Origin of the sequence: Hymenobacter chitinivorans DSM 11115 (assembly GCF_002797555.1) — a bacterium.
In the GTDB taxonomy this organism is placed as follows: Bacteria; Bacteroidota; Bacteroidia; order Cytophagales; family Hymenobacteraceae; genus Hymenobacter; species Hymenobacter chitinivorans.
In genome coordinates, this window is record NZ_PGFA01000001.1 from 1,381,400 (window position 1) to 1,404,317 (window position 22,918).

General features: G+C 62.0%; 17 protein-coding genes. 3 read left to right on the forward strand and 14 right to left on the reverse strand.

Annotated elements, in window-relative coordinates:
* Positions 1–66: 66 nt before the first annotated feature.
* From CLV45_RS05765 to pseC, 6 genes are read right to left on the reverse strand one after another with little or no spacing between them, the layout of a single operon-like run.
* Complete coding sequence (locus CLV45_RS05765) at positions 67–1,356, reverse strand: glycosyltransferase family protein (RefSeq protein WP_245882703.1); 1,290 nt, start codon at positions 1,354–1,356, stop codon at positions 67–69.
* A 9-nt stretch (positions 1,357–1,365) separates the two neighbouring features.
* Positions 1,366–2,409, reverse strand: a complete 1,044-nt coding sequence (gene pseI / locus CLV45_RS05770) for a pseudaminic acid synthase (RefSeq protein WP_100335430.1) — start codon at positions 2,407–2,409, stop codon at positions 1,366–1,368.
* 28 nt (positions 2,410–2,437) lie between these two features.
* Positions 2,438–3,010 carry a GNAT family N-acetyltransferase gene (locus CLV45_RS05775; protein ID WP_100335431.1) on the reverse strand — a complete coding sequence of 191 codons (573 nt, stop codon included), beginning with the start codon at positions 3,008–3,010 and terminating at the stop codon, positions 2,438–2,440.
* 26 nt (positions 3,011–3,036) lie between these two features.
* Positions 3,037–4,065: a UDP-2,4-diacetamido-2,4,6-trideoxy-beta-L-altropyranose hydrolase gene (gene pseG, locus CLV45_RS05780; protein ID WP_157807315.1), complete on the reverse strand. Its 1,029-nt coding sequence runs from the start codon at positions 4,063–4,065 to the stop codon at positions 3,037–3,039.
* Positions 4,066–4,102: 37 nt separating this feature from the next.
* Positions 4,103–4,840 (reverse strand): cytidylyltransferase domain-containing protein, encoded by a 738-nt coding sequence (locus tag CLV45_RS05785; protein WP_100335433.1) that lies wholly within the window; start codon positions 4,838–4,840, stop codon positions 4,103–4,105.
* Positions 4,837–6,000: a UDP-4-amino-4,6-dideoxy-N-acetyl-beta-L-altrosamine transaminase gene (gene pseC, locus CLV45_RS05790; RefSeq protein ID WP_100335434.1), complete on the reverse strand. Its 1,164-nt coding sequence runs from the start codon at positions 5,998–6,000 to the stop codon at positions 4,837–4,839. Before pseC ends, CLV45_RS05785 begins: the two co-directional genes overlap by 4 nt.
* 371 nt (positions 6,001–6,371) lie before the next feature.
* On the opposite strand from pseC, the gene CLV45_RS05795 reads away from it, so the two are divergent.
* Positions 6,372–9,230 (forward strand): T9SS type A sorting domain-containing protein, encoded by a 2,859-nt coding sequence (locus CLV45_RS05795; protein WP_157807316.1) that lies wholly within the window; start codon positions 6,372–6,374, stop codon positions 9,228–9,230.
* Between the two features lie 66 nt (positions 9,231–9,296).
* Here CLV45_RS05795 and pseB read toward each other — a convergent pair whose 3' ends face one another.
* A complete protein-coding gene (gene pseB / locus CLV45_RS05800; protein ID WP_100335436.1) occupies positions 9,297–10,316 on the reverse strand; it encodes a UDP-N-acetylglucosamine 4,6-dehydratase (inverting) in 1,020 nt (339 codons plus the stop codon).
* Positions 10,317–10,499: 183 nt separating this feature from the next.
* On the opposite strand from pseB, the gene CLV45_RS05805 reads away from it, so the two are divergent.
* Complete coding sequence (locus tag CLV45_RS05805; RefSeq protein ID WP_100335437.1) at positions 10,500–12,362, forward strand: hypothetical protein; 1,863 nt, start codon at positions 10,500–10,502, stop codon at positions 12,360–12,362.
* A 1-nt stretch (position 12,363) separates the two neighbouring features.
* Here the strand turns inward: CLV45_RS05805 and CLV45_RS05810 are convergent, their stop codons facing one another.
* On the reverse strand, positions 12,364–13,659 hold the full coding sequence (locus tag CLV45_RS05810; RefSeq protein ID WP_245882709.1) for a glycosyltransferase family 4 protein: 1,296 nt from the start codon (positions 13,657–13,659) through the stop codon (positions 12,364–12,366).
* Positions 13,660–13,941: 282 nt separating this feature from the next.
* Between CLV45_RS05810 and ffh the strand changes: the two genes are divergently transcribed.
* The gene (gene ffh, locus CLV45_RS05815; protein ID WP_100335438.1) at positions 13,942–15,285 is read left to right on the forward strand and encodes a signal recognition particle protein; all 1,344 of its coding nucleotides are present in this window, start codon (positions 13,942–13,944) and stop codon (positions 15,283–15,285) included.
* A 99-nt stretch (positions 15,286–15,384) separates the two neighbouring features.
* Here the strand turns inward: ffh and CLV45_RS05820 are convergent, their stop codons facing one another.
* The 6 genes from CLV45_RS05820 to CLV45_RS05845 all read right to left on the reverse strand — a co-directional run bounded on the left by CLV45_RS05820 (position 15,385) and on the right by CLV45_RS05845 (position 22,909).
* Positions 15,385–16,440: a hypothetical protein gene (locus CLV45_RS05820; RefSeq protein ID WP_100335439.1), complete on the reverse strand. Its 1,056-nt coding sequence runs from the start codon at positions 16,438–16,440 to the stop codon at positions 15,385–15,387.
* A 119-nt stretch (positions 16,441–16,559) separates the two neighbouring features.
* Complete coding sequence (locus CLV45_RS05825) at positions 16,560–19,499, reverse strand: heparinase II/III domain-containing protein (RefSeq protein ID WP_100335440.1); 2,940 nt, start codon at positions 19,497–19,499, stop codon at positions 16,560–16,562.
* A 207-nt stretch (positions 19,500–19,706) separates the two neighbouring features.
* The gene (locus CLV45_RS05830; RefSeq protein WP_100335441.1) at positions 19,707–20,009 is read right to left on the reverse strand and encodes a lipoprotein; all 303 of its coding nucleotides are present in this window, start codon (positions 20,007–20,009) and stop codon (positions 19,707–19,709) included.
* A 61-nt stretch (positions 20,010–20,070) separates the two neighbouring features.
* Positions 20,071–20,547 carry a nucleoside deaminase gene (locus CLV45_RS05835; protein WP_100335442.1) on the reverse strand — a complete coding sequence of 159 codons (477 nt, stop codon included), beginning with the start codon at positions 20,545–20,547 and terminating at the stop codon, positions 20,071–20,073.
* A gap of 469 nt (positions 20,548–21,016) precedes the next feature.
* Positions 21,017–21,940, reverse strand: coding sequence for an oxygen-dependent coproporphyrinogen oxidase (gene hemF, locus CLV45_RS05840; RefSeq protein ID WP_100335443.1), 924 nt, complete (start codon positions 21,938–21,940; stop codon positions 21,017–21,019).
* 48 nt (positions 21,941–21,988) lie between these two features.
* A complete protein-coding gene (locus CLV45_RS05845) occupies positions 21,989–22,909 on the reverse strand; it encodes a universal stress protein (protein ID WP_100335444.1) in 921 nt (306 codons plus the stop codon).
* Positions 22,910–22,918: the final 9 nt, after the last annotated feature.

Genomic DNA, 22,918 nt, shown 5'->3' on the forward strand with positions numbered 1-22,918 from the left:
GTTTCTCGTTCTGGTAGCGTTTCCCGCAGAGGTTCGCAGTGGTTTTCGCAGAGGGCGCAGTATCGTTCAGGAATCCAGCCACTCGTTTAGTAGCCGTACTGCTCGTTGCTGGCTGCGGCCTTCGTCGGGGGTGCCCAGGGTGGCGTTGTAGTAGGCGGCACGGCGGTAGAGGTCCGGGGATTTGTGCTGCTGGTAGCGGCGCAGCAGCTCGGCCAGTGCCGGCAGCGTCTCGGCCCGCTCCACCAGGCCGTGGGCCGCGTAGCCGTAGTAGTCGTCGGCCACGCCGTGGGTGCCGAAGCGGAAGTAGAGGCTGACTACGTTGAGCAAAGTGGCTTCGAGGTGGGTGCTGGTGTCGGCGGCAATCAGGGCGTCCTGTTCCCCCAGGAACTCGAAGACGTTCTGCTCCCGGGCATTGGAAAAGCGCAGCTGGGGATGCTGCTGGGCCAGGAAGCCAAAGTCGCGCCGGTCGCCGGGGTGGGGGCGCAGGGTGAAGGTCAGGTCCGGAAACTCCCGGAGCAAGTACTCCACGGCGGCCGTTACGGCCTGGGTTTCATCCAGGGTGTTGATGGCAATTCCCACCCGCTGCACGGCCGGCTGCTGGTTTTTCCGGGCCAGAAAGGCATCGGCTTTGGGCATGCCCACCAGCTCGACGCGCCCTTGCACGGGTCCGCACTGCCGATACTTGTCCAGCGCGTCCTGGCCCTCCAATAAGCTTAGATCAAAGCCCAGGGGCGGGAAATTGGTGCTCACGCTGGCGTGCTGGACGTAGGCCGTGGGCACCCCGCAGGCCCGGGCGGCCAGCAGCAGCGCCCGGGCGTCGTCGTTGTGGTCGTTGGCCAGCACAATGGCCCGGGGCCGGTAGTGGCGCAAAGCCCGCACGTAGACTTCGTAGTAGCCAATGGCGTTGAAGACCAGGTCAAAAAAGCGCCAGGCCCGGCTTCCTTCGGTCTTAGCCAAGCCCGCCAGGACAAAAGGAAATTGCCAGTAGTACAGCAGCTTCCGCCGCAACGACAGCCGGTTGACTACCGCGTTGTAGCGCCCGATTTCCTTGCTCTGACCCGCCACCAGCACGCTGTCGGCCCGGGCCTCGCGGAGGAAGTGCAGGGCCTCGTAATTGTTCTGGCTCACTACGTAGAGCCACACCGCGCCCTGCAGCCGCTCGGGGTTGCGGATGGGCCGAAATACGTTGCCTACCAGGCGCAAAGCTGCGTAGCCGGCCACTTTGAGCAGGCGACGCAGGGGGCTGGGCGGGGAAATGGGAGCCAGCGTCCGGGCCGGCAACGAGGCAAACAGGTCCGTGAACCGCAGCTGCAGCATGTCGCGAGTCCGGGCTACGGCGGCGGCCAGCAAGGTCATACGCCGCCGTTAAAGGGCCTCCCAGGTTAGGGGCGTACCAGCGGCCAGGTCTTGCCGGGCGGGTTTGCCCAGCAGCTGGTCGTAGTAGCGCGGGGGCAGCCCGTCGCCGGGGCGCACTACCCGTAGATTTTCCTTGGTAAAGGCCTCGCCGGCCCGGATATTCTGGGCTACGTACAGGGAGCGTTTGTAGAGGCGGCTGTTTTTCTCGGCTCGCTGCACGCCGTACTGAATCTGGCCCAAGGCCTGCCAGGCCCGCTCGGTTTCGGTTACCAGCAAAGCCACTTCCTCGGGTTCGAGGGAAAAAGCGGAGTCCACGCCGCCGTCGGCCCGGCGCAGGGTCACGTGCTTTTCAACCACGCTGGCGCCCAGGGCTACGGCCGCGACGGCCGCGCCCACGCCCATCGTGTGGTCGGAGAGGCCGATGGGGTAGTCGGGAAACAGCTGGGTCAGGTGGGCAATGGTGCGCAGGTTGGTATTCTCGGGCGTGGCGGGGTAGGTGCTGGTGCACTTGAGCAGTACCAACTCCCGGCAGCCGGCTTCCTGGAGCACGGCCACGGCCTCGGCCACTTCGGCCAGGGTGCTGGCCCCGGTGCTCATAATAACGGGCTTGCCAGTGGCGGCCACCCGGCGCAGCAGGGGCCAGTCGGTGTTTTCAAACGAGGCAATCTTGTACGCCGGCACGTCGAGGGTTTCCAGAAAGTCGACGGCCGTTTCGTCGAAGGGCGAGCTGAAGGCCAGCATGCCGTGGGACTTGGCCCGGTCGAAGAGCACCTGGTGCCAGTCCCAGGGCGTGTGAGCTTCCTGGTAGAGCTCGTGCAGCTCCCGCCCGTACCACAGCGAGTTGGGGTCCTCGATGCGGTGCACGCCGGGCAAGGTCATCGTGTCGGCGGTGTAGGTTTGGAGCTTAATGGCGTGGGCGCCGGCCGCGGCCATGGCGTCCACAATGGCCAGGCCCCGGTCCAGGGACTGGTTGTGGTTGCCGCTGAGCTCGGCAATGATAAACGGGGGCTGGTCGGGGCCAACGAGGCGGCCACCTATCGAAACAGTAGACATGCGTTGCGAAACAAAAGGGAGTTCCCGCCTAGGCGGAAGCCGGGAAAAATGCGGGATTGAAGCAGGCCACCAAGATTCGGTCGACGGGCTCGTTATCCACTAAGTAATGGCCTTTGAGGCGACCTTCCTCCACCCAGCCGGCCCGGGTATAGGCCTTAAAAGAGCTTTGGTTGGTTTCGAACATGCCCCCGAAGAGCTTGCGAATACCAAACTCCTCGAAGGCAATGGCGTTGCCCAGCCGGATGGCCTCAATGGCGAGGCCCTTGCCGTGAAAGCGCCGGTCGCCGATGAGCACCACCAGGTCCGAAATCTTGTGGTCCCGGTTGATAGGGCCCACTTTGATGGTCCCGATGCAGGCGTTGGTTTCCCGGTCGATGATGGCAAACACGTAGACCGTGCCGGAAGCAATACCCTGCTCGATGCTCTGTAACAGCGACTCCCGGGTGTGGGTTTGGCGGGAGTTGGTATAAAACCGCATCAGGTCCTCATCCTGAAACCAGCTCAGGAAAGCGTCGTCGATATCCGAGGGCTTGAGGCTGCGCAACAGCAGGCGCTCCGAGACATAGGGCTTGCTCAGGTGAATCAGGGCTGTTTCTTCCATTGGGTAAAGATAACCGAGTTCGGAATCTACGGCACTATTTCGGGGCCGGCGGGCAATAAACGACGGAACTCGGCCTGCAGCCGCTCGGGGCCAGGCGCCAGCACGTAGGGTTGACGCGGCTGGTGCGCTGCCCGCTGGAGCACCTGAGCAAGAGTAGCTTGTAAGTCGTCGGCGGCAATAGTATTTAAGTCACCCAGGGAAAATGCCTGCTCATGCTCCTGCACGTAGGCAGCCAGGTGCCGCTGATTTTCCACGTAATACCCGGTCACCACCGCCTTGCCCAAAAACAGGCTTTCAATCAGAATCGTACTGGCCGGACACACCACGGCATCGTGGCCTTGGAGCAAAGCCACCATTTCCGGGGCCGCTGCATTCTGATAAAAGGCCACCCGCTTCGCCGGATGTTGGGCGGCCAGCTCCTGCAGCTGCGGGGTGTAAGGAAAGGCGCTGCCGGTAATGACGCCGACTTCCCGCACGGATTCCAGGGGCAGCAGCGCGGCCAGAAACCGGCGGGTCAGCTGCTGCGGGTCGGCGCCGCCAAAGCATAGCAGGACCTTGGCAATGGGCGCGGGCGGCGCGGGCAGGCGGAAGCTGGTCAGAAAAGGAGCCCGCAGCAACGAGTACTCGGGGCCCAGGCAAAAGCGTGCGTGGGGCCGGGCCTGGTACATAGCCGGCGTCACGCCCGGCGAGTGGTTGATGATTAAGTCCGCTTCCGAAGGCCAGGCCCGCAAGTCGTCGATGACGACCAGCCGGCAGCCGCGGTGCCGGAGTGTGGCTTGGTAAGCCGTATCAAATGCGTAGCCGTCCAGCACCAGCACGTCATCGGGTTGCACCTGGGCGGCCAGGTACGCGGCTTCCTCGGCAGTAGGCTGGGTGGGCAGCTCCAGCAGCGTCACCTGGGCCTGGTGGAGCAACTCCCGGATGGCCGCCGACGGGTTCTGGATGGCAAACCAGCACGGGGCCACCGCCCGGACCATATCGGCTAAAGCCAGGGAACGAACTACGTGGCCCAGCCCAATTGTGGAGTTGCCGTCGGCGCGGAAAATCAGGCGCATGCAGTGAGGAGTGGCGTGGCGGAGGTGGGAACAGGGCCTACTTTGTAAAATCGTATTTCTTCTGCTCAATAGCCGCATTCAGGGCTACCAGTTCCGGGTGCGTATCCAGCAGCTGAATCAGAGCTTCAGTGGGCAGAGAATCAGCCTGGTACTGCTCCAGCAGTACCCTGATCAGCTCCCAGTCTTCGGGCGTGTCCAGCGTGATGCGGAAGCGGCTGGCATCGGTGGGGTGCAGCACGTGGGCAAACTCCACCTTACCCGACCGATTCTGATGAATATAGGGCGTCACATGTTCCCGGTCCGATTCGCTTCGGGCATTCTGCTGGGCCTGAGTGAGTAGTTGGTAAGAGAAAACCTCAAAGTCGAGGCCCCGGGGAAAGGTACGCTGCAGACCGTTGCTCATATACAGCTGCGGGTTGGCGGCGGCCTCGTAGCGTTGCACGGCCCCGCCAATCAGCTCCCCGTCAATCAGTGGGCAGTCGGAGGTGACGCGTACGATGGTATCGAGGCCAAACTGGGTGGCCGTTTCGTAGTAGCGGCTCAGCACGTCGGCCGAGCTGCCGCGGTAGCAGGGCACCCGGTGCTGCCCGGCCCACTGCTCCAGCACGTCATCTTCCGGGCCGGTGGTAGTGGCCAGATACACCGGTAACCCGCTGGCTTGCAGGCGGGTAATGTGGAAGTCCAGCATGCTGCGGCCCCGGGCCGTCAGCAACACTTTGCCCGGCAACCGGGTGCTGCCCATGCGGGCCTGAGAGATGATGCCGACTTTGCTCATGCCACAAACTCCCGAATGCTGGCAATTACGTACTGCTGCTCTTCATCCGTCAGAGTCGGGAACATCGGAATGCTCAGGCAGTGGGCGTAATACTGCTCAGCCAGCGGGAAGTCCCCATTTTTCCAGCCCAGCTCCTGGTAATAGGGCATGGTATGGACCGGAATGTAGTGGACCTGGGCAAAAATCTGCTTCGTGCGCAGAAAGTCATACAGTCCTTTGCGGTCCACTACCTGAATAATATACAGGTGGTAGGCATGCCCGGCCGCCGTAGCCAGCGGAGTAACTGCGGGCATATCGGCAAAGGCCTCGTCGTAGCGGGCGGCCAGATCCCGGCGGCGGGCCAGGCCCGCATCGGCCCGCTCGAGTTGACTGACCCCCAGAGCGCAGAGCATATCCGGAATCCGGTAGTTGTAGCCCAGAGTCTGCATTTCCATGTACCAGCCCCCGTCGTGGCGGTGCATCTTGGCCGGGTCCTTCGTGATGCCGTGGGTGCGCAGCGTCAGCAGCTTTTCGTAGAGCTCCGGGCTGTTGGTGGTTACCATCCCGCCTTCGCCGGTAGCAATGTGCTTGACGGGGTGAAAGGAGAAAATAGCTAGGTCGGCCAGCTGCCCGTTGCCGCAGCGTTGCTGCCGGCCCTGGCGGTCAGTGAAAAAGCCCCCGGGCGCGTGGCAGGCGTCTTCAATAATCCAGAGGCCAAACTCGTCGGCCAGCTGGCGGGCTTCTTCCAGGTTTACCGGCAAGCCGGCAAAATCGACCGGGATGAGGCCGTGAAAATATCCCTTGGGGTGTGCTTCCAGCAAAGCCCGAACCTTGACCAAATCAATCAGGGCCGTGGCGGGGTCAATATCGGCGAAGTACACTTCGCCGCCGCAGTAACGCACGCAGTTGGCCGAAGCGGCAAAGGTGATGGGAGTCGTGATGACCCGCTGGCCGGGCTGTACGCCCAGGGCCAGGGTGCACAGGTGCAGCGCCGCCGTGCCGTTGCTGACGGCTACGGCGTAACGGGCCCCTATATATGCGGCAAACTTTTCCTCAAACTCGCCCACCTTCGGTCCCTGCGTCAGAAAATCGGAGCGAAGCGTCTCGGTGACGGCCTGAATGTCGGAGTCGGTGATGTGCTGACGCCCATAAGGAATCGGGTGGTTGGGCTGGAAAGGCATGGAAAAGGCGAAACTGAAGTGAAAGGCTGACACTGAGCGGGCACTAGCCGGGCCGGCTGCAAATATAGCCAGTGGTCAACGGTTGCGGCGGCCTGCCCACTCACAAATAACCCGTGGAGAACGGTAGCAAGGGCCGTTTTGTACTATCTTTACCTAAGTAGGATACTATTCGCTCTGGACTGTTCTGAGGTCCGCACCTATTCTCGCACATTCACCATACTATGAAAAGACTCTTTACGGGACTTGTCGTACTTTTTTGGTTACTGCATAGCTCTGCCTATGCGCAAAAAGAAACGCAAAACTGGTTTTTTGGTAACAACGCCGGGTTAAGCTTTGCCACTGGCCTACCTACTGCCATCACCGCGAGCAGCATGGTAACCTACGAGGCGGCGGCGGCTATTTCGGATCCGGCCGGCAATCTGCTCTTCTACACAAACTGCGTCAACGTCTGGAATCGTAACCATCAGCTGATGCCCAACGGCCAGAACCTGGGCGGGCATGAATCGGCTACGCAAGGAGCTTTGATTGTGCGTAACCCCGCCAATGCTTCCCAGTATTACCTGTTCGTCGTCGATGGCTGCGACAATTACTTGGTCGGCGGCTTAAAATACTCGCTCGTTGACATGACCCAGCAAGGGGGGCTGGGCGGGGTTACGGCGCGGGCTACCCAGCTCTCGACGGTACAAGTGACGGAGAAGCTGACGGCCGTGCGGCATGCCAATGGTAAGGATACCTGGATTGTTGTCCACGGCTGGAATACGAACACCTTTTATGCTTATTTGCTTACCGCCAGCGGTATCAGTTCTACGCCCGTCACTACCAGTATTGGGGCTGTCCACAGCGGAGGGGGCGGCAATACCGACAATGCCAATGGCGTAGGGTATATGAAAGCTTCTGCGGCGGGCAACAAGCTGGCCCTGGCCATTCGAGACGGTAATTTTGAGCTGTTTGACTTCAACAATGCTACTGGCATGCTCTCCAACTACGTGCCGCTGCCGCAAAACTTTCGGAGCTACGGGGTGGAATTCTCGCCCGACGGCTCCCGCCTGTATGGCTCCACGCTGAATGGTAACCGCATCTACCAGTTCAATGTCCTGGCCGGCTCTGCAACGGAAATTGCCGCTTCTGCTACCTTAGTTGGGACTAGCACGCCCGCGTCGGCTTACATCGGCGCTTTGCAGTTGGCTTCGGACGGCAAAATCTACGCAGCGCTCTATAACAGTCTCACCTTGGGGGTAATAAACAACCCCAATAGTTTAGGAACTGATTGCAACTACAGCAATTCTGGTCCCGCCTTGGGAGGCCGGCTTAGTCAGCTGGGCCTGCCCAATTTTCCCAACGCCTTTGCCCCACTCGCCAATGAATGGACCGGCGCGGTTAGCACCGTATACACCGACGCCGCCAACTGGAGCGCGGGCTTCGTACCCGGCAGCACCGACGACGTGACCATTAAGGCCACGGCTACGCGTATGCCGGTGCTCAGCACTAGCGCCTCGGTGCATAGCTTCACGGTGGATGCCGGGGCCTCGATGACGGTTGATGGCACATTTACCGTAACCGGAAGTATTCGGAATGATGGCTCATTCAGCGGGGCCGGAGAAGTGCAGATGACTACCACGGGCACCCACACCATTGATGGTACCCGGGTGCCCAGCATCCGCAACCTGACGCTGGCCACCGGGGCCACCACCCAGCTCAACGTGGCCACCTTCGTGACCGGTATGCTGACGCTGAATGCAAACCTGAACACGCCCCGGGCTGCCGTTGTGCTGGCCTCGAGCGCCAATGGCACGGCTATGGTTGTCAATAACGGCAATTTTGCCGTTGTTGGCCGGGCAGTAGTGCAGCGTTATATCGCGCCTGGCCTTAACCCCGGGCTAGGCTACCGGCATTATTCCAGCCCGGTGAGCAATGTTTCCTTCGACAGCTTTATTTACCAGGGCTATTCCGCGGTGGTCAACCCTGCCTACAACTCGGCGGCTTACCCCGGCACGGTTACGCCCTTCCCAACTGTCTACGGCTATGATCAGCAGCGGCTCGTGACGGCCGCAAGCCCCGGCAACAGTGGCTTCAACGCGGGCTGGTATTCCCCCAGCGCAGCTACCAACACGATGGGCGTCGGCGTGGGCTATACCTTCAATATTGCCCCAGGCAAGCTGCTGGAGTTTGACGGCCCTCTCAACAACGGTCCGATTAGCCGCAGTAATCTGGCCCGCAACGAGGAGGCCGACGGCGGCTGGCACCTACTGGGTAACCCGTATCCGGCACCTATCGACTGGCGCCAGACGTTCACGGGGGCAACTAACCTGCTGAATTCCGTCTACGTGTTTAAGTCCTCGGGGCAGTATGACGGTAGCTACGTCAGCTACGTCAATGGTGTAGGGGAAGCCCGCTACATTGCTTCCGGGCAGGCGTTCTTCGTGCGCGTGGCAGCCCCTAACCTCGTTGGTAGTCTGGATTTTACCAACTCGGCCCGCCTCACGACCTATCTGAGCCCTGACTTTAGTCGTCCCGCTACCACTGAAGCTCGGCCCCTGGTGCAACTGGATCTGGTGAGCGGCGAGCGGCACGATGCTGCCTACGTTTACTTCGAACAAGGTGCCACTGCCGGCTTCGATGCCGCCTACGACGCCTACAAAATCACGGCCGGCGAGGTAGCCGCCCTCTCGGTGCAAGCCGGTGCCGAGGTACTGTCCATCAGTGGGTTACCTAATACCCTGGCGGCCGGTCAAGTGACGGTGCCCCTGAGCGTATACGTCCCCAAAGCTGGCAATTATGCCCTGGCCGCAACCCAACTGCTCAACCTGCCCGCCGGCGTAACGGTGTACTTGCGTGACGCGCAAACCGGAGCTCTGGTAAACCTGCAGCAGCAGCCGGAATATGCCTTCAGCACTGGCGCCCCGCTGTACACGACCACCCGCTTCACGCTGGTATTCAGCCCCCAGCAGGTGTTGGCTAGCTTTACGGCCCAGCTTAGTACCCAAGTAGCCTTGTACCCGAATCCTGCTCAGCGGGAAGTTACGGTCACCTTGCCGGCCCTTCTGCGCCAGCCTGGTAGCGCCCTGAGCCTGGTAAACGCGCTTGGCCAAACGGTGCTTCGGCAGGCGGTGCCCGCCACCGGCCCGGATGGCACAATGCGCCTAGCCCTAGCCGGAGTTGCCAAAGGCGTATACACATTGCGCATCAGCAGCCCGGCCGGCAGCGCGAGCAAGAAGCTGGTGGTGGAATAGCTTCGCCATTAGCCAACAAAAAAGGCTCTGCCGTATGGCAGAGCCTTTTTTGGTAAAAAACAGTGGTTACGCTTCAAACTCGGCATCCACGTGCAGGCGGATTTCTTCGCGAATCTGCTCGGCAGTCAGCCATTCCTCGTTGTTGGCCGAGTCGTAGTAGAAGCCGTCGGGCACGCGCTTACCGTGGAAGTGCTGGATAAACTCCTCCACGTCCCAGCGCGGGGTGAAGGGCAGAATTACGTAGTATTTCTGCAGCTCCACGGTGCTCAGCGCGTCGGTTTCGGTAATCATGGCCTCGTGCAGCTTCTCGCCGGGGCGGATGCCCACAATTTCCTGCTTGCACTCGGGGCCGATGGCTTTGGCCACTTCCGTAATTTTGTAGGAAGGAATCTTGGGCACAAAGATTTCCCCGCCCCAGGCGTGCTCCAGGGCGTACAGCACGAGGTCCACGCCCTGCTCCAGGGAGATGTTGAAGCGGGTCATGTCGGGGTGGGTAATGGGCAGCACGCCGGTATGGCGGCGCTGCAGGAAAAACGGCACTACCGAGCCCCGGGAGCCGATTACGTTGCCGTAGCGCACCACCGAAAAGCGCAAATCCCGGGAACCCTTCATGTTGTTGGCGGCCACGAAGAGCTTATCCGAGCAGAGCTTGGTGGCCCCGTAGAGGTTGATGGGGGCGGCGGCCTTATCGGTGCTCAGGGCCACCACGTCTTTCACGCCGCAGTCGAGGGCGGCCGTAATGACGTTTTCAGCCCCGAAAATGTTGGTCTTGATGCATTCCATCGGGTTGTACTCGGCTGCCGGCACCTGCTTGAGGGCCGCCGCGTGCACAATAACGTCGATGCCCTCGCAGGCGCGCTTGAGCCGCTCCCCGTCGCGCACGTCGCCGATGAAGTAGCGGATGGCCGGGTATTTCGAATGGGGAAACACCTGCGACATTTCGTACTGCTTCAGCTCGTCGCGGGAGTACACCACCAGGCGCTTGACCTGCGGAAACTGCTCGAAGACGGTCTGCACGAATTTTTTGCCGAAAGAACCGGTACCACCCGTTACCAGAATGGATTTATGATTTAAGTCGAGGCTCATAAGTAGAGGAAAGCCGTTGTCGCCCGACGGGCGGGCGAAAGGAGGGCAAAAGTAGGCATTCCCGGCCTAGCTTCCGTACTTTTGTCGGGGCTTGGTTGTTGGTGGTCAGGTTTTCGTTTTTGACCGCCGGCGTCAGATTCTCGGACCTCAGCCCTCGAAATACCCCGCAGCCGGGCCAATTGCATGAGCGAAAAACCAACAATCAGCCCCGAAAATCCAGTTTCCGAGCCCATCAAGGTCGTTATCTGGGACCTGGACGACACGTTTTGGCGGGGTACCCTCTCGGAAGGGGCCGTGGAGGAGCTGGAAGAAAATCTGGCCTTGGTGCGCGCCACGGCGGCCCGCGGCATCGTGCACACCATCGTTTCCAAAAACGACTTCGCCCTGGCCGAGACCAAGCTCATTGAGCTCGGAATCCGGGACCTGTTCGTCTTTCCCCAGATCAGCTGGCAGCCCAAGGGTCCGATTATCAAGGAGCTGCTCGAAAAGATGCAGCTGCGAGCCCCCAACGCCCTGTTTTTGGACGACAACCCCATCAACCGGGCCGAGGCCCAGTACTACAACCCCCAGTTACAAGTAGCCGACCCCGCCGACCTGCCCCACCTGGCGCCCCGGCTGCGGGCCAGCGGCAAGCCAGACCCCACCTTCAGCCGCCTGGAGCAGTACAAGCTGCTGGAGCGGCAGCAGCAGGCCCGCTCCGGCTACCAGGACAACCTGGCCTTCCTGCGCGACTCCCAGGTGCGCATCGAGTTCCGGGAAGGTGCCCGGGTGTGGCCCGACCTGGACCGGATTGAGGAGCTGATTAACCGCTCCAACCAGCTGAACTTCACCAAGCAGCGCGTCAGCAAGGACACTCTGGCTGCCGACCTGCGCGACCCGCAGCAGCGCTGGGGCACCGTGCGGGTCCAGGACCGGTTCGGCGACTACGGCCTGGTGGGCGTGTACGCAGTAAACCGGACCGAGAACCGCCTGGTCCAGCTCGTGTTTTCCTGCCGGATTCTGCATTTGGGCGTCGAGCAGTTCACCTACGCCTGGCTGGGTTTCCCGGCTTTGGAAGTGCAGGGCGAAGTAGCAACTGCGCTCAACACTATCGACCAGCCCGACTGGATTAGCGTGCAAACTGAGTCGGAAGCAGCGGCGGCAGCCCAACCAACCGCCAAACCTACGGCCGACAAGCTGCGGGTGCTACTTAAGGGCGGCTGCGATTTGGGCCAGCTCACCCCGTTTTTGCAGGCCTACGAGCTGACGGTGGCGGAGGAGTTCAACTTCAACAATGAAAACCAGATTCCGGTGCACGTGGAGCACACCGTGCTGCTGCGGCAGGGCCGGGAGCTGCCGGAAAGTGAAAAGCAGCGCTTGGCCCTGGAGTTGCCCTTTCTAGGCCGCGAAGCCTTTGACACCCGGCTCTGGGATTCGAGCTACGACGCATTGGTCTACAGTCCCCTGATGGACTACACCCAGGAGCTGTACCGCGAAAAAGCTACCGGGGCCGAAATTCCCTTCGGTGGCTATCAGAACCTGTTGCAAGCCGAGCCCGCGGCCCAGGCCGCCAAGTATGCCCAGCGCCGCTTCCGGGGTCTGGATGAAGCTTTTTTGCGCCACTTCCAGCAAGAATTCGAGTTTGCGGGTCAGATTTCGCCAGCCCGCTTTCAGGAAAACTTACGGTGGCTGCGCGGGCAAATTCCGGCCACCGTCCCGATTTTCCTGCTCAACGGGGCCGAAATCGACGTGCCCGGCTCGGGTGAAACCGGGGCCCGGCAGCGGCACGAGCAGATGAACCACGCCCTGGCCGACTTCGTGGCCACGGCCGAAAACTGCTTTATCATCGACGTGCGCGACTTTGTGCGCACACCGGCCGACGTGACCAACAACCTGCGCCACTACCAGCGCCCGCACTACCGCACCCTGGCCCAGCGCACGGCTGCCGCCATCGGGCAGTGGCAGGGCCAGCAGCTCAGCCGCTCGGCCTGGGTTGACTGGCGGGCCGAAGTAGCCAGCCGGGTGCCGGCCAAGCTCAAAGGCCTGCTGGGTAAGCTGAAGCGGTAACTTACTTGCCGATAAGCCCGGCCAGCCGCTCGGTCAGGGCGCGGCGGGAGTAGCGGGCGTGGTTGAGGGCCGGCAAATCCAGGTTGGGGTTTTGCTGCCACTGCCGGGCCAGCTCTTCGAGGTAGCCGAGCATGGCGTCGTAGGCATCGTAGGCAAAAACGTGGCCCGCGTGGCATTCCTGCAGCAGATTGTCGGCGTCGGAGCCTACCGGCCCGATGCAGATGATGGGCTTGTTGGCGGCCAAGTACTCGAACACCTTACCCGGCAGGATGCCGAAATTGTGGGCCACGTCGGGAATGGCCATCAGCAGCACCGAGGCCCGCAGCAGGTAGCCCACCGACTCCTCGTGGGGCACGAAGGCCACAAATTCGGTGCGCCCGGCCAGGCCCGCCGCCGCTATCTGCGCCTGCAGGCCCGCCGAAACCTTGCCCACGAAGCGCAGCCGCAGCGGTACTGCCGGATGGCGCCGGACGCACTCGGCGCAGGCCCGCAGGAATTCCTCGACGTGGTAGGTTTCCGATATCGTGCCGGTGTGCGTTATCAGCAGCGCGTCTTGGGGCGGGGTAGACGGCTCCCGAAAGTCACTCTCGTCGTAACCATTCGGGATGACGTGAAACTTGGCGGCCGTCAATTGCGGCGACTTGCCCAGAAACAGCCGCTTGGTGTCGGCGCTGGTTACCAGCACTTCGTCGGCCTGCTCCAGCACCTGCCGCTCGTAGCGCGCGTCGAGCCAGCGGGCCAGGCGGGTTTTGTTGAGCTCCTTGGTGTAGTAAATGTCGGTCCACGGGTCGCGCATGTCGGCCAGCCAGCGCAGGCCGTAGCGCTGTTTGAGCGCGAGGCCGATAAGCTGGGTGGAGTGGGGCGGGGAGCTGGTCAGCACCGCGTCGAAGGTTTCGCCCTGGGCCAGCAGCTCGGCCACGGCCCGCAGCACGTGCCCGTTCCAGCCCCGGCGGGGGTCGGGGATGAACAGGTTGCCGCGCACAAACTTGAAAAACTGCTGCTGCAGGCTGGTTTTGCTTTCGTTGGCGAAGCCGCCGTAGGGAATCTGCTGGCGGCCGGTGAGCTTCTTGTAAGAGCCAAACGGCTCGGACGTGCCGGTGCGAATGACCCGCACCCCGGCCGGAATTTCGGCCGCCAACGACTCGTCCAGCACCGGGTAGGCGCCCTTCTCGGGGTCGACGGTAACCACGGTGCATTCCACGCCGAAGGTGGGCAGGTGCTTGACAAACTTCAACGTCCGCTGCACGCCCGCGCCCCCGGACGGTGGCCAGTAGTAAGTAATGACGAGCAGGCGCATAGGGCGGAGGATGGTTTTTGAGCGGTTTTGGACCGCGAAGGTAAGCACCTGTCGGCTTTTAGGGTTTTCTGGCTAATTTTGGGAGCGGAACGGCGACGTTTCACGTACCTTGGCTGTTATGGCAGAAGGAGATTTTAGCCCGCGCATCAACCAGAACAGTGATTTTCGGGGCTGAAAGATGCTTTTTGCCGTCTCCTTCTCTTCTCAAAATCAGCGGGCCGTCGTAGCGTTTTTGCTTGCCGGCCGCCGCATTACCCACGCAACTAAGCAGCACATCTACCGATGTTCGATAATTTAAGTACCAAGCTCGACAAAGCCTTCAAGACCCTCAAGGGCCAGGGCAGCATCACCGAAATCAACGTTGCGGCCACCATCAAGGAAATCCGCCGGGCGCTGGTCGATGCCGACGTGAACTACAAGGTGGCCAAGGAAGTCACCGACAAGATTAAGGATGAGGCCATGGGCCGCGACGTGCTGACCACCGTGTCGCCGGGCCAGCTCATGACCAAAATCGTGTACGACGAGCTCACCCAGCTGATGGGCGGCACCAAGGAAGACGTGGTGCTCAAGGGCGACCCGGCCGTGATTCTGCTCTCGGGCTTGCAGGGTTCGGGCAAAACGACCTTCGCCGGCAAGCTGGCTACCTTTATCAAGAAGCAAAACCGCACGGTGCTGCTCGTGGCCTGCGACATCTACCGCCCCGCCGCCATCGACCAGCTGAAAGTGCTGGGCGAGCAGGTGGGCGTGGAGGTGTACTCGGAGCCGGAAAACAAGAACCCGGTCGAGATTTCGCAGAACGCCATTGCCTACGCCAAGAAAAATAACAAGAAAGTAGTCATCATCGACACCGCCGGTCGCCTGGCCGTGGATGAGCAGATGATGCGCGAAATCGAGCAGGTGAAGCGGGCCATCAACCCGTCGGAAACCCTGTTTGTGGTGGATGCCATGACGGGCCAGGACGCGGTAAACACGGCCAAGACCTTCAACGACCGGCTGAACTTCGACGGCGTGGTGCTCACCAAGCTCGATGGTGACGCCCGCGGCGGCGCGGCCCTCTCGATTCGGGCCGTGGTCGAAAAACCCATCAAGTTCATCTCCACCGGGGAAAAGATGGAAGCCCTGGACATGTTCTATCCCGACCGGATGGCGCAGCGGATTCTGGGCATGGGCGACGTAATTTCGCTCGTGGAGCGGGCCCAGCAGCAGTTCGACGAGGACGAGGCCAAGCGCATCAACCAGAAGATTCGCAAAAACCAGTTCAACTTCGACGACTTCCTCTCCCAGCTCGAGCAAATCAAGAAGATGGGTAACCTCAAGGACCTGGTGGGCATGATTCCGGGCATGAGCAAGGCCATCAAGGACGTGGATATCGACGACGACGCCTTCAAGCCGATTGAGGCCATCATCAAGAGCATGACCCCGCAGGAGCGCGCCCAGCCCGAGCTGCTCAACGGCTCCCGCCGCCGCCGCCTGGCCAAAGGCTCCGGCACCGACATTCAGCAGGTCAACAACCTGATGAAGCAATTCGAGGACATGCGCAAAGTGATGCGCACCATGAACAAGATGAGCTCGACCAAGGGCGGCATGCAGCAAATGGCCAAAATGATGGGCATGCGCGGCAAGTAGGCGCGCGTTAGAATTTGCTATCAGGCTAAATATCATACCGGCCCGGATGCTCGTAGCGTCCGGGCCGGTGTATTTTAAAGTTGGGCTGAAAACAGGCTGTTATAGTGCGCCAGTGGGCCGCTGACCGGCTGCGATGGTAGTTAGCTGCGCCGGACTGTAAGGCGCCGAAGCCACCAGGGTATCGGTGTGGAAGGTGTGAAATAAGGCAAAGACGTAGCGCATGCGCTGCTGAATCTGGGTCCAGTCGTGGGCGGCGGTGCTGGCCAGCTGACCAATGGGGCCACCTACGGCAGTCAGCCGGGCCAGGGCTTGCTGCTGTTCGGGCGCGGCCGGCGTTAGGAGGCAGGAGCCACCCGTGGGCACGTCTTGGGCCACCGCCAGCCGCCGCGGACCAATATCAAACTGCAGCAGCCGCTCGGTGACGCACCGGCGGATAATCAGCGGCATGGCCCCGCGAATGTAGGGCTCCAGCCGCACGTGCTCATGCCAGACGGCAAAGCAGTTGGCCAGATAAGTAGCTTGTTGCTTGAGGGCCGGGTCGGTGGTGGTGGCAGCGGTGAAATACTGCCGAAAGGCCTGACTCAGCAGCTCCTGCCCGTTGTCGGCCGCAACGCCAGGGTGCAATTCGGCCAGAAAATCGTCCAGGTCGGTGGGTTGGGGCCGCGTTAGTGGGGCAAACCGGCCGATAAACCGGGCTGTTTGGGTACCAATGTCTTCCAGCACCGTGCGGTTGCCGACCAGAATCAGCTGAGCCGATACCCGTCGGCTGTGGCGGATAATCAGCTGGCCAACGGCAATGCCGCAGCCGGTGCCCAGCAAGGCCGCTGCGGGCAGCCCGAACGGGGGAAATTGCAATAGCCAGCCGCTGAGCACCCCCACCAGGGCCCCCACAACACCACCGACGATAGAACCGTCGCGGCGGGCCTGGTCCAAATCCTGCTGGCGAATTGTGACGCCCGCTTTGCGCGAGCCCCACACGGCCCAGGTGTGGAAATTGGCCCCGGCCCCCGGCCCTAAAACTTGCTCCAGCGCCTGGGAAAGCAGATAATGACAGCGCGTAATGCGCAGATTGGCAACCACCGGGTCGGTTTCCCGCAGTGCCTCCTGAATTTGCTGCTCCAAATACGGGGCAAGTACCGGGTTCTGGTGGGGCATTGGCGTAAAAAGTAGGAGGGAGGCGAATGGCTGGGAGTCCAATGATACTCCATTACTGTCAAAGAACGGCCGACAGGCCCCTGCCGGCGGCACTGGGAATTCTCCGCTACCTGGCTCGTTTACCGCGCAATCAGCACTTTCTGGGGTTTGCCCACCAAATTGCCAGCCGCATCCGTAGCGCGCAGAAAGTACAGCCCGGGCAGCAGATTACTGACGGTCAGTCGGGTTTCGCCTTGCGCGGCCTGCCGCAGTACCACCCGGCCCTGCTGGTCCAGCAGCGTCAGCTCCACGCTTTGAGCGGCGGTGCCGGTGAGGGTAACGGCCAAAAAATCCTGGGTCGGCACGGGCGCGACGCTCAGGCCGGGCGCCACGGCCGCGGCCGCCAGGGCCACAACCGGCGAGTAGGTAGGGTGGCCGTCCTCGTCCAACTGCCGCAGGCGGTAGTACACGGCTTCGGTGGGGGCAGCGGCGTCTTGGTAGGAGTAGGGCTGGGCAGTAGTAGCCGTGCCGCGGCCGTTGACTAACCCAATTTCGCGGAACTGACTTTCCGAAGTGGTCCGCCGCTCCACGGCAAAGCCGCGGTTCTGGTGCTCCGACGCCGTTTGCCAGGCCAGCTGTACGCCGCGGCCCACGCGCCTGGCCGTAAAGCCGATAAGCTCCACGGGCAGCACGTTGCCGCCGGCAGCGGGCAGGGTCACGCGAAACCCAGAGGCCTGACTCAGAACAATACGGAGCTGCTGGCTGGCTGCATCGAAGCTAAAGCTGCTGACGCCGGGGCCCGTAACGGCCGTCGGCGCAGTGCCCAGGGGAATGGCTAAGGTGGTGGCCCGGCTCACGTAGCCGGCGTAGGCCGTGGCGCCGGTCCGCTGCCAGCTGATGGTAGCCCGTTTGGCCGAGCTGATGAACGGGGCCGCGCCGTAGGAAAGCGTGGTGCCCTGCTCCAGAAACAGTTGGGCGAAACCGCCAGCTGCGTCCAGGGACAAGAAATTCACCAGCCCATCGGCCTGCACGGGCTGGGGCAGCAGGGTACTGACGCTGGTCGTTAGCACGGTGTCGGTTTGGGCAAAGGCCAGATCCTGGAAGTCGGCGGCGGTGCTGGTGAGGGCGGCCGTGGTGGCGGTGCTGCTGGTTGTCAGGCGCGGAGCGGTGGCCGTGAAGGGCACCAGCGCCGCCAGAAACTGCGTGGCCGCCGCGCCGCTTTTCTGGACCAGCAGCGTGGTATGCTTTTCGGACAGATTGTAGCTCAGCTCGTGGCGGTTGGTGGCTTTGGCGTAGCTGCTGGCCCCGCCCGTAGCCGTGACGTGCGCCAGCAGGCTGACGCCGTTTTTCTGCCAGATGCCTTCGTGCCCGGCCAGGTTATCGGTGAAGGTACCCGTGGCTGGCGGGCCGTTTTCCAGGCCGTAGCCGTGCAGCTGCCAGGTGTAGGAATGGGCTGCGCCGGCCTGCACAAAATCGGCCAGCAGGTAGTAGCTGTTGCGCACAAACAGGGTTTTTCGGGTAATGGTGGCCGCTTTATACGCCGTTTGCACTTCCCCGTAGCTGAGCTTCTCGGTCTGGAACGTGGTGCGGATGCTGGCCGCCGCATCGTTGGCAGCACCGGGTGCCCCAATGGCCGGCCCGGCATTGTCGACGAGCAGCATGTTGTGGTTGGTAGCCTGCCCCAGGGAGTCGCGGCGGCCGTAGCTGAGGTAGCCTGGGTCGAGGGCCAGCAGCTGACCGTGGGCAAAAAGCAAAAAGCTGCTGGCGTCGGCCTGGCTGTGGCCGCCGGAATTGGCCTGGGCCGCGCCGCTCTTGCCATTCACGTGCAGATACGTGGCCAATGAGTCGTTGCCGGAGCGAAATACCAGGTTGCCGCTGGCGGGCAGGGCCGTGAGCGGGGCGTTGGTGGGCTCGGTGGGGGTGAGGTTGGCGGCCAGGTAAGCGGCGCGCATATCCACGGTGGCGTCGCGCAGTTGGGCCGTCAGGGAGTTGAGCTGCCGGCCCGACAAGTTGCCCAAGTGCAGGGGCCGCACGTAGCGGCTCTTGCCGGTGAGGGCCAGCTCGGGCATGCCCAGGTCCACGTAGGAGTCTTCCAGGGCGGGCAACCGACCATCGGGCAGCAGAATGGCCGTAATCCAGTCGTAGAGCTGGTCGTAGCGCGGGTCGTAATACGGGTTGCGGATAATCCGGGAGCTGCCGCCAAACGTGTAAGTCAGCGTGTTGTCGGGCAGGAAGTGGCCCAGGGCCCGGAAAAATGGCAGACAGTTGAGAAACGCGTACTTGAAGTAATACGGCCCCTCGGCGTAGCCCGCCACCTTCGCCGGGTCCGACTGCCGCTGCGGGTCCTGCCAGAGTATGTTGTCGAGGTTGTAAAGCCCGTCATTAATCCAGGAGGTGGGGCGCCGGCTCACGGCGGTGGCGCTGCCCACGTCGTTGAGCACTACGGCGGCCATGCCCAGGGCGGCGGCCGTCATCAGGGCGTGGTTGTTCTTGACCTGCTTGAAAAACTCGTAGCTCATGAAGCTCACTGGCCGGAAGGGCTTGACGGCCTGGGAGTCGAGGTTGCCGGCAAAGGCCTGCAGCCGGAGCCGGGCCGCGGCCAGGGAGGAGGTCGTTTCGCCTGCCCCGCGCAGCAAGTCGTAGGCTATCAGGTAGTCAATGAGCTCCTTGGAGCGCCACTGCCACTCGTTGTACGACGACAGGTTGCTCAGCGAGGCGTAGACTTCGACGTCGGTATTGATGGTTTCGAGCAGGCCGCGGGCGTTGGCCAGCAGGGCCGCTTTTTCGGCGGCCGGCAGGGGGCTGAGTGTGTTGTTTTCGGCTTTCCGGTCGAGCAGGGCCACGAAGGCGGCGTTTTTGGCCAGCGTAGCCCGGCTCCGCCGCCCGTCGGCCGAAGCATTGTCGGGAGTGGGCTGGGCCGAGGCACTCTGGTAGAGCCCCTGGTAGAGGCCCAGGGCCGGTTGCCGGAGCAGGGAGGCCTGCACTTCGGGCAGGGCCGCCGCCCGCAGCAACGTCCGGGGGTAGGAGGTGTCGGCACCCGGCGGGTTCCAGCTCCCGGTTTGCCCCCAGGCCGGCAGCATCAATAGTAATATCAGATAAAGAGTAGCGGCAACGTGTTTCAAAGGCAGAAATCTAATTGTAATTATACCAAGCAAAAGCCTCTATGGTGCTTCAAAAGGCTTGGTAGAATAAGATTCTGCCGCGGAGAATAGTTTCGTACTGTTTGGGTATTAAATAGAACGTATTGAAGAAACTACCTGTGTTTGCCGCCTAGTCGTGCAGTGGCTTCACTTGGTGGAAGGCACTACGTTGCCGGCCGAATCGGCGAAGTACACGGCCGTAACTTCCTCTTTCTTGCCTGGGGTCGGTTCCATTTCGAAGGTGTATTCCACGGTATAGCCGCTGCGGTTGCGGCCCTGCGCGTCTTCCTGGTGGCCGGTGTGGGCTTCCGAGTGAATGGGCGTAATGTTGCCGCCCACCTGCTTTTGCACGTACTGCTCCACGGCCGCAATGGCCCGCTGCTCCTCGGGAGTGGTGCCGCAGGCGCTCAGCAACACGGCCGTCAGAGCAAACAAAAAAGGCTTTTTCATAAGGTTAGAACATAAAAAAGGCCTCCGCAGAGGCCTTTTCGGTGAAACGGGCGTCGTACGCTTAGTACTCCGTTTTGCCTTCTTTGTTTTCCCAGGCCCGGAAACCGGCCAGGGCTTCGTCGCGCAGCAGCTGGGTCATCGGAATCTGGCGGTCGGCCAGGGGCTTCTCGATTTCGTCGTAGATGAACTGGTCGTCGAAGCCGATGGCGGCGGCATCCTGCTTGGTGTTGCCGTAGAACACGCGGCGGGGGCGGGCCCAATAGATGGCGCCCAGGCACATGGGGCAAGGTTCACAGCTGGTATACAAGTCGCAGTCGTCAAGCTGGAAGGTGCCCAGCTCCTGGCAAGCCTTGCGGATGGCATCCACCTCGGCGTGGCAAGTGGGGTCGTTGGTGCTGGTTACCTGGTTGAAGCCGTGGGCGATGATGCGGCCATCTTTGACCACGACGGCTCCAAACGGACCACCGTAGCCGGCTTGCATTTTTTCAATGGACAGGCGAATGGCTTCGCGCATGAATTCGTCGCGGGGAGCTTCCATAAGAGGGGAGAGTAGGAGGGAAAAGCTTGCAAGATACGCCACACCCGTTACTCTTGCCAAATGGGCTTAAATGGAAGTAAAGGAATATAAGTAGCTGGGTTGGTCGGTAAGTGGTTGAAAAAGAAAATGATTCGGGCAACCATTGCTGCTGTGCTGCCGAGTGCAAAGGAAAAAGCGCTACCCCGGTAGGCCCAAGCCGGCGCCACTAGTGCGCGCCGGCCCGGTGCTGTCAAACCAAGCTTTGGTATGCCGAGAGAAAATGGCAGCAAAAAATAATCAGATAATCAGCCGCTTTTAGATCCTTAAAAACAATTTATGGCACAGGAATTGCGCGTGAATTTTCTGAAAGAATAGTTTTTTAGGTGTTTTGGTTGTGGAAAAGGGGACGTCGTATCGGCGTCCTTTTTTTATGCCCGCACTTTTCGGTTTTCGCACTTACCAAGAGCCCAGATAAGTCCCTGAATCCAGCCTAGGCCCACGCTACGCCCTGGCGCAGCCACTGCAGGGTCGCGGCTTCGGGGGAGCCGGGCTCGGGCTGCTGATTGTAGTGCCACTCGGCCTGCGGGGGGAGGCTCATCAGGATGCTTTCGGGGCGGCCCCCGGTTTCGAGCCCGAAGCGGGTGCCCCGGTCAAGGGCCAGGTTGAATTCGGCGTAGCGGCCCCGGCGCACCAGTTGCCACTGCTTTTCCCGCTCGGAATACGGGAGCTTGGCGTTCTGGCGCATGATAGTGCCGTAAGCTCGGCCATAGACTTCCCCCACATCCTGAATAAAGGCGAAGAGCTCCTCAAACGAGCCATCTTTGCCCACGGTGAGCCGGTCGAAGAAGATGCCGCCCACACCCCGGGTTTCCTGGCGGTGGGGCAGGTAGAAATACTCGTCGGCCCACTGCTTGAAGCGGGCGTAGTAGTCGGGGTGGTGCCGGTCGCAGATTTCCCGGATCTGCTGGTGAAACCAGCGGGCCTGCTGCTCGTCCACGTAAATCGGGGTCAGGTCGAGGCCGCCACCAAACCAGGCTTCCCCGTTGCCGGCCTCGAAATAGCGCACGTTCATATGCGAAATGGGCACCCGGGGGCTGCGCGGGTGCTGCACCACCGAGACGCCCGTGGCGAAGTAGCGGGCATCGGGCATGAGCAGCTGCTGGGCGGCTTTGGCGCTCATTTCACCCCACACGGCCGAGAAGGCTACGCCGCCCTTTTCCAGCACGGCCCCGTGCTGGATAACCCGGGTGAGGCCGCCGCCCCCGCCTTCGTGCTGCCAGGCATCTTCCCGGAACCGCACGCCGCTGCCGTCGGCCGATTCGAGGCGGTGGCACAGCCAGTCCTGGAACTGGCGCATCCAGTTTTCAACAATAACCCGGGGCGGGGCAACGGCGGGAGCGGCAACGGTATGCATAAGTAGGAAAAACGGGTAAGTCGGCGGTGAGAGAAGAGGAAACCGGGGCTAAGCCCAGCGAATGGCGTGGTAATCGGGTAGCGCCACCGGGGGCTTGGTTTGGGCCAGGCGTTCGGCGCACCGGTCGCAGCAAGCCACGGTAGGCTGACGCTCCACGGCCCGCAGTACGAGCACCGGAATCTGGGTGTGGTAGGCGCGAGTGGTGGTGTAGCAGGAGTCGAAGTAGCGCAGCAGCTGGGCCTGACTGCCGGGGGCAATGATGAGAAGCTGGGCCTGGTGGCGGGCACAAAACTCGTTGGTGCCTTCCAGCGGGGCGTCGTCTTCGAGCAGGTTGGGCGCCACCACCAGCCAGGGCAACTGGGCCGCGGCTTTTACCACGGCCTGCTTGAGCTGGCGGCGGTGGGGCCGCTGGGTGGGCGCGTAAAAGTGGACCAAATCCAGGTGGGCCGGAAATGCCTCCTGCAGGGCCGACAAGCGGGGCAGCACAGAGGCGCCCAGGCTGGTAAAATCGGCGGCGAAAACCAGGCGGCTGGGCAGGGCCCGGCGGCCGGGCGGTACCACCAGCACCGGGCAGCTTACCAGCTCGGCAATGGCCGCGGCGTGGTTGCCGGGGGCAGCCTGCTTACCGCAGTCAATGTGCTCCAGGCCCATCACGACCAGGTTGGCAGCGCACTGCTGGGCTTCCTGCCGCACATGGTCGTGGAGGCAGCCGCTCAGGATCCGGTAGCGGTACTGAATCCGGCGGCCGTCCTGGCGGGTAAGCTGCTGGTAGCGCAGGCGCTCCACCAGGCTCCGCAGCCGCTGTTCCTCATTGGCCAGCTCGGCGGCTAGGGCTGGAGCCACGACCGGGGTGGGGTGGCAGTAGAGCAGCACCACTTCGGCCGGCCAGCGCACGGCCAGCTTGTTGGCGTAGGCCAGGGTGTGTTCAGCCGCCGCAGTGTGGTCGATAGGAACGAGAATGGTTTTCATGAACGGAAG

Bases quoted from the DNA above. Each gene is read 5' to 3' on its own strand.
- CLV45_RS05830 (WP_100335441.1), bottom strand. From the start codon at position 20,009: ATGAAAAAGCCTTTTTTGTTTGCTCTGACGGCCGTGTTGCTGAGCGCC.
- CLV45_RS05820 (WP_100335439.1), bottom strand. From the start codon at position 16,440: ATGCCCCACCAGAACCCGGTACTTGCCCCGTATTTGGAGCAGCAAATT.
- CLV45_RS05785 (WP_100335433.1), bottom strand. From the start codon at position 4,840: ATGAGCAAAGTCGGCATCATCTCTCAGGCCCGCATGGGCAGCACCCGG.
- ffh (WP_100335438.1), top strand. From the start codon at position 13,942: ATGTTCGATAATTTAAGTACCAAGCTCGACAAAGCCTTCAAGACCCTC.
- hemF (WP_100335443.1), bottom strand. From the start codon at position 21,940: ATGCATACCGTTGCCGCTCCCGCCGTTGCCCCGCCCCGGGTTATTGTT.
- CLV45_RS05845 (WP_100335444.1), bottom strand. From the start codon at position 22,909: ATGAAAACCATTCTCGTTCCTATCGACCACACTGCGGCGGCTGAACAC.
- CLV45_RS05810 (WP_245882709.1), bottom strand. From the start codon at position 13,659: ATGCGCCTGCTCGTCATTACTTACTACTGGCCACCGTCCGGGGGCGCG.
- CLV45_RS05805 (WP_100335437.1), top strand. From the start codon at position 10,500: ATGAGCGAAAAACCAACAATCAGCCCCGAAAATCCAGTTTCCGAGCCC.
- pseI (WP_100335430.1), bottom strand. From the start codon at position 2,409: ATGTCTACTGTTTCGATAGGTGGCCGCCTCGTTGGCCCCGACCAGCCC.
- pseB (WP_100335436.1), bottom strand. From the start codon at position 10,316: ATGAGCCTCGACTTAAATCATAAATCCATTCTGGTAACGGGTGGTACC.
- CLV45_RS05795 (WP_157807316.1), top strand. From the start codon at position 6,372: ATGGTAACCTACGAGGCGGCGGCGGCTATTTCGGATCCGGCCGGCAAT.
- CLV45_RS05835 (WP_100335442.1), bottom strand. From the start codon at position 20,547: ATGGAAGCTCCCCGCGACGAATTCATGCGCGAAGCCATTCGCCTGTCC.
- pseG (WP_157807315.1), bottom strand. From the start codon at position 4,065: ATGCGCCTGATTTTCCGCGCCGACGGCAACTCCACAATTGGGCTGGGC.
- CLV45_RS05825 (WP_100335440.1), bottom strand. From the start codon at position 19,499: ATGCTGCCGGCCTGGGGGCAAACCGGGAGCTGGAACCCGCCGGGTGCC.
- pseC (WP_100335434.1), bottom strand. From the start codon at position 6,000: ATGCCTTTCCAGCCCAACCACCCGATTCCTTATGGGCGTCAGCACATC.
- CLV45_RS05775 (WP_100335431.1), bottom strand. From the start codon at position 3,010: ATGGAAGAAACAGCCCTGATTCACCTGAGCAAGCCCTATGTCTCGGAG.
- CLV45_RS05765 (WP_245882703.1), bottom strand. From the start codon at position 1,356: ATGACCTTGCTGGCCGCCGCCGTAGCCCGGACTCGCGACATGCTGCAG.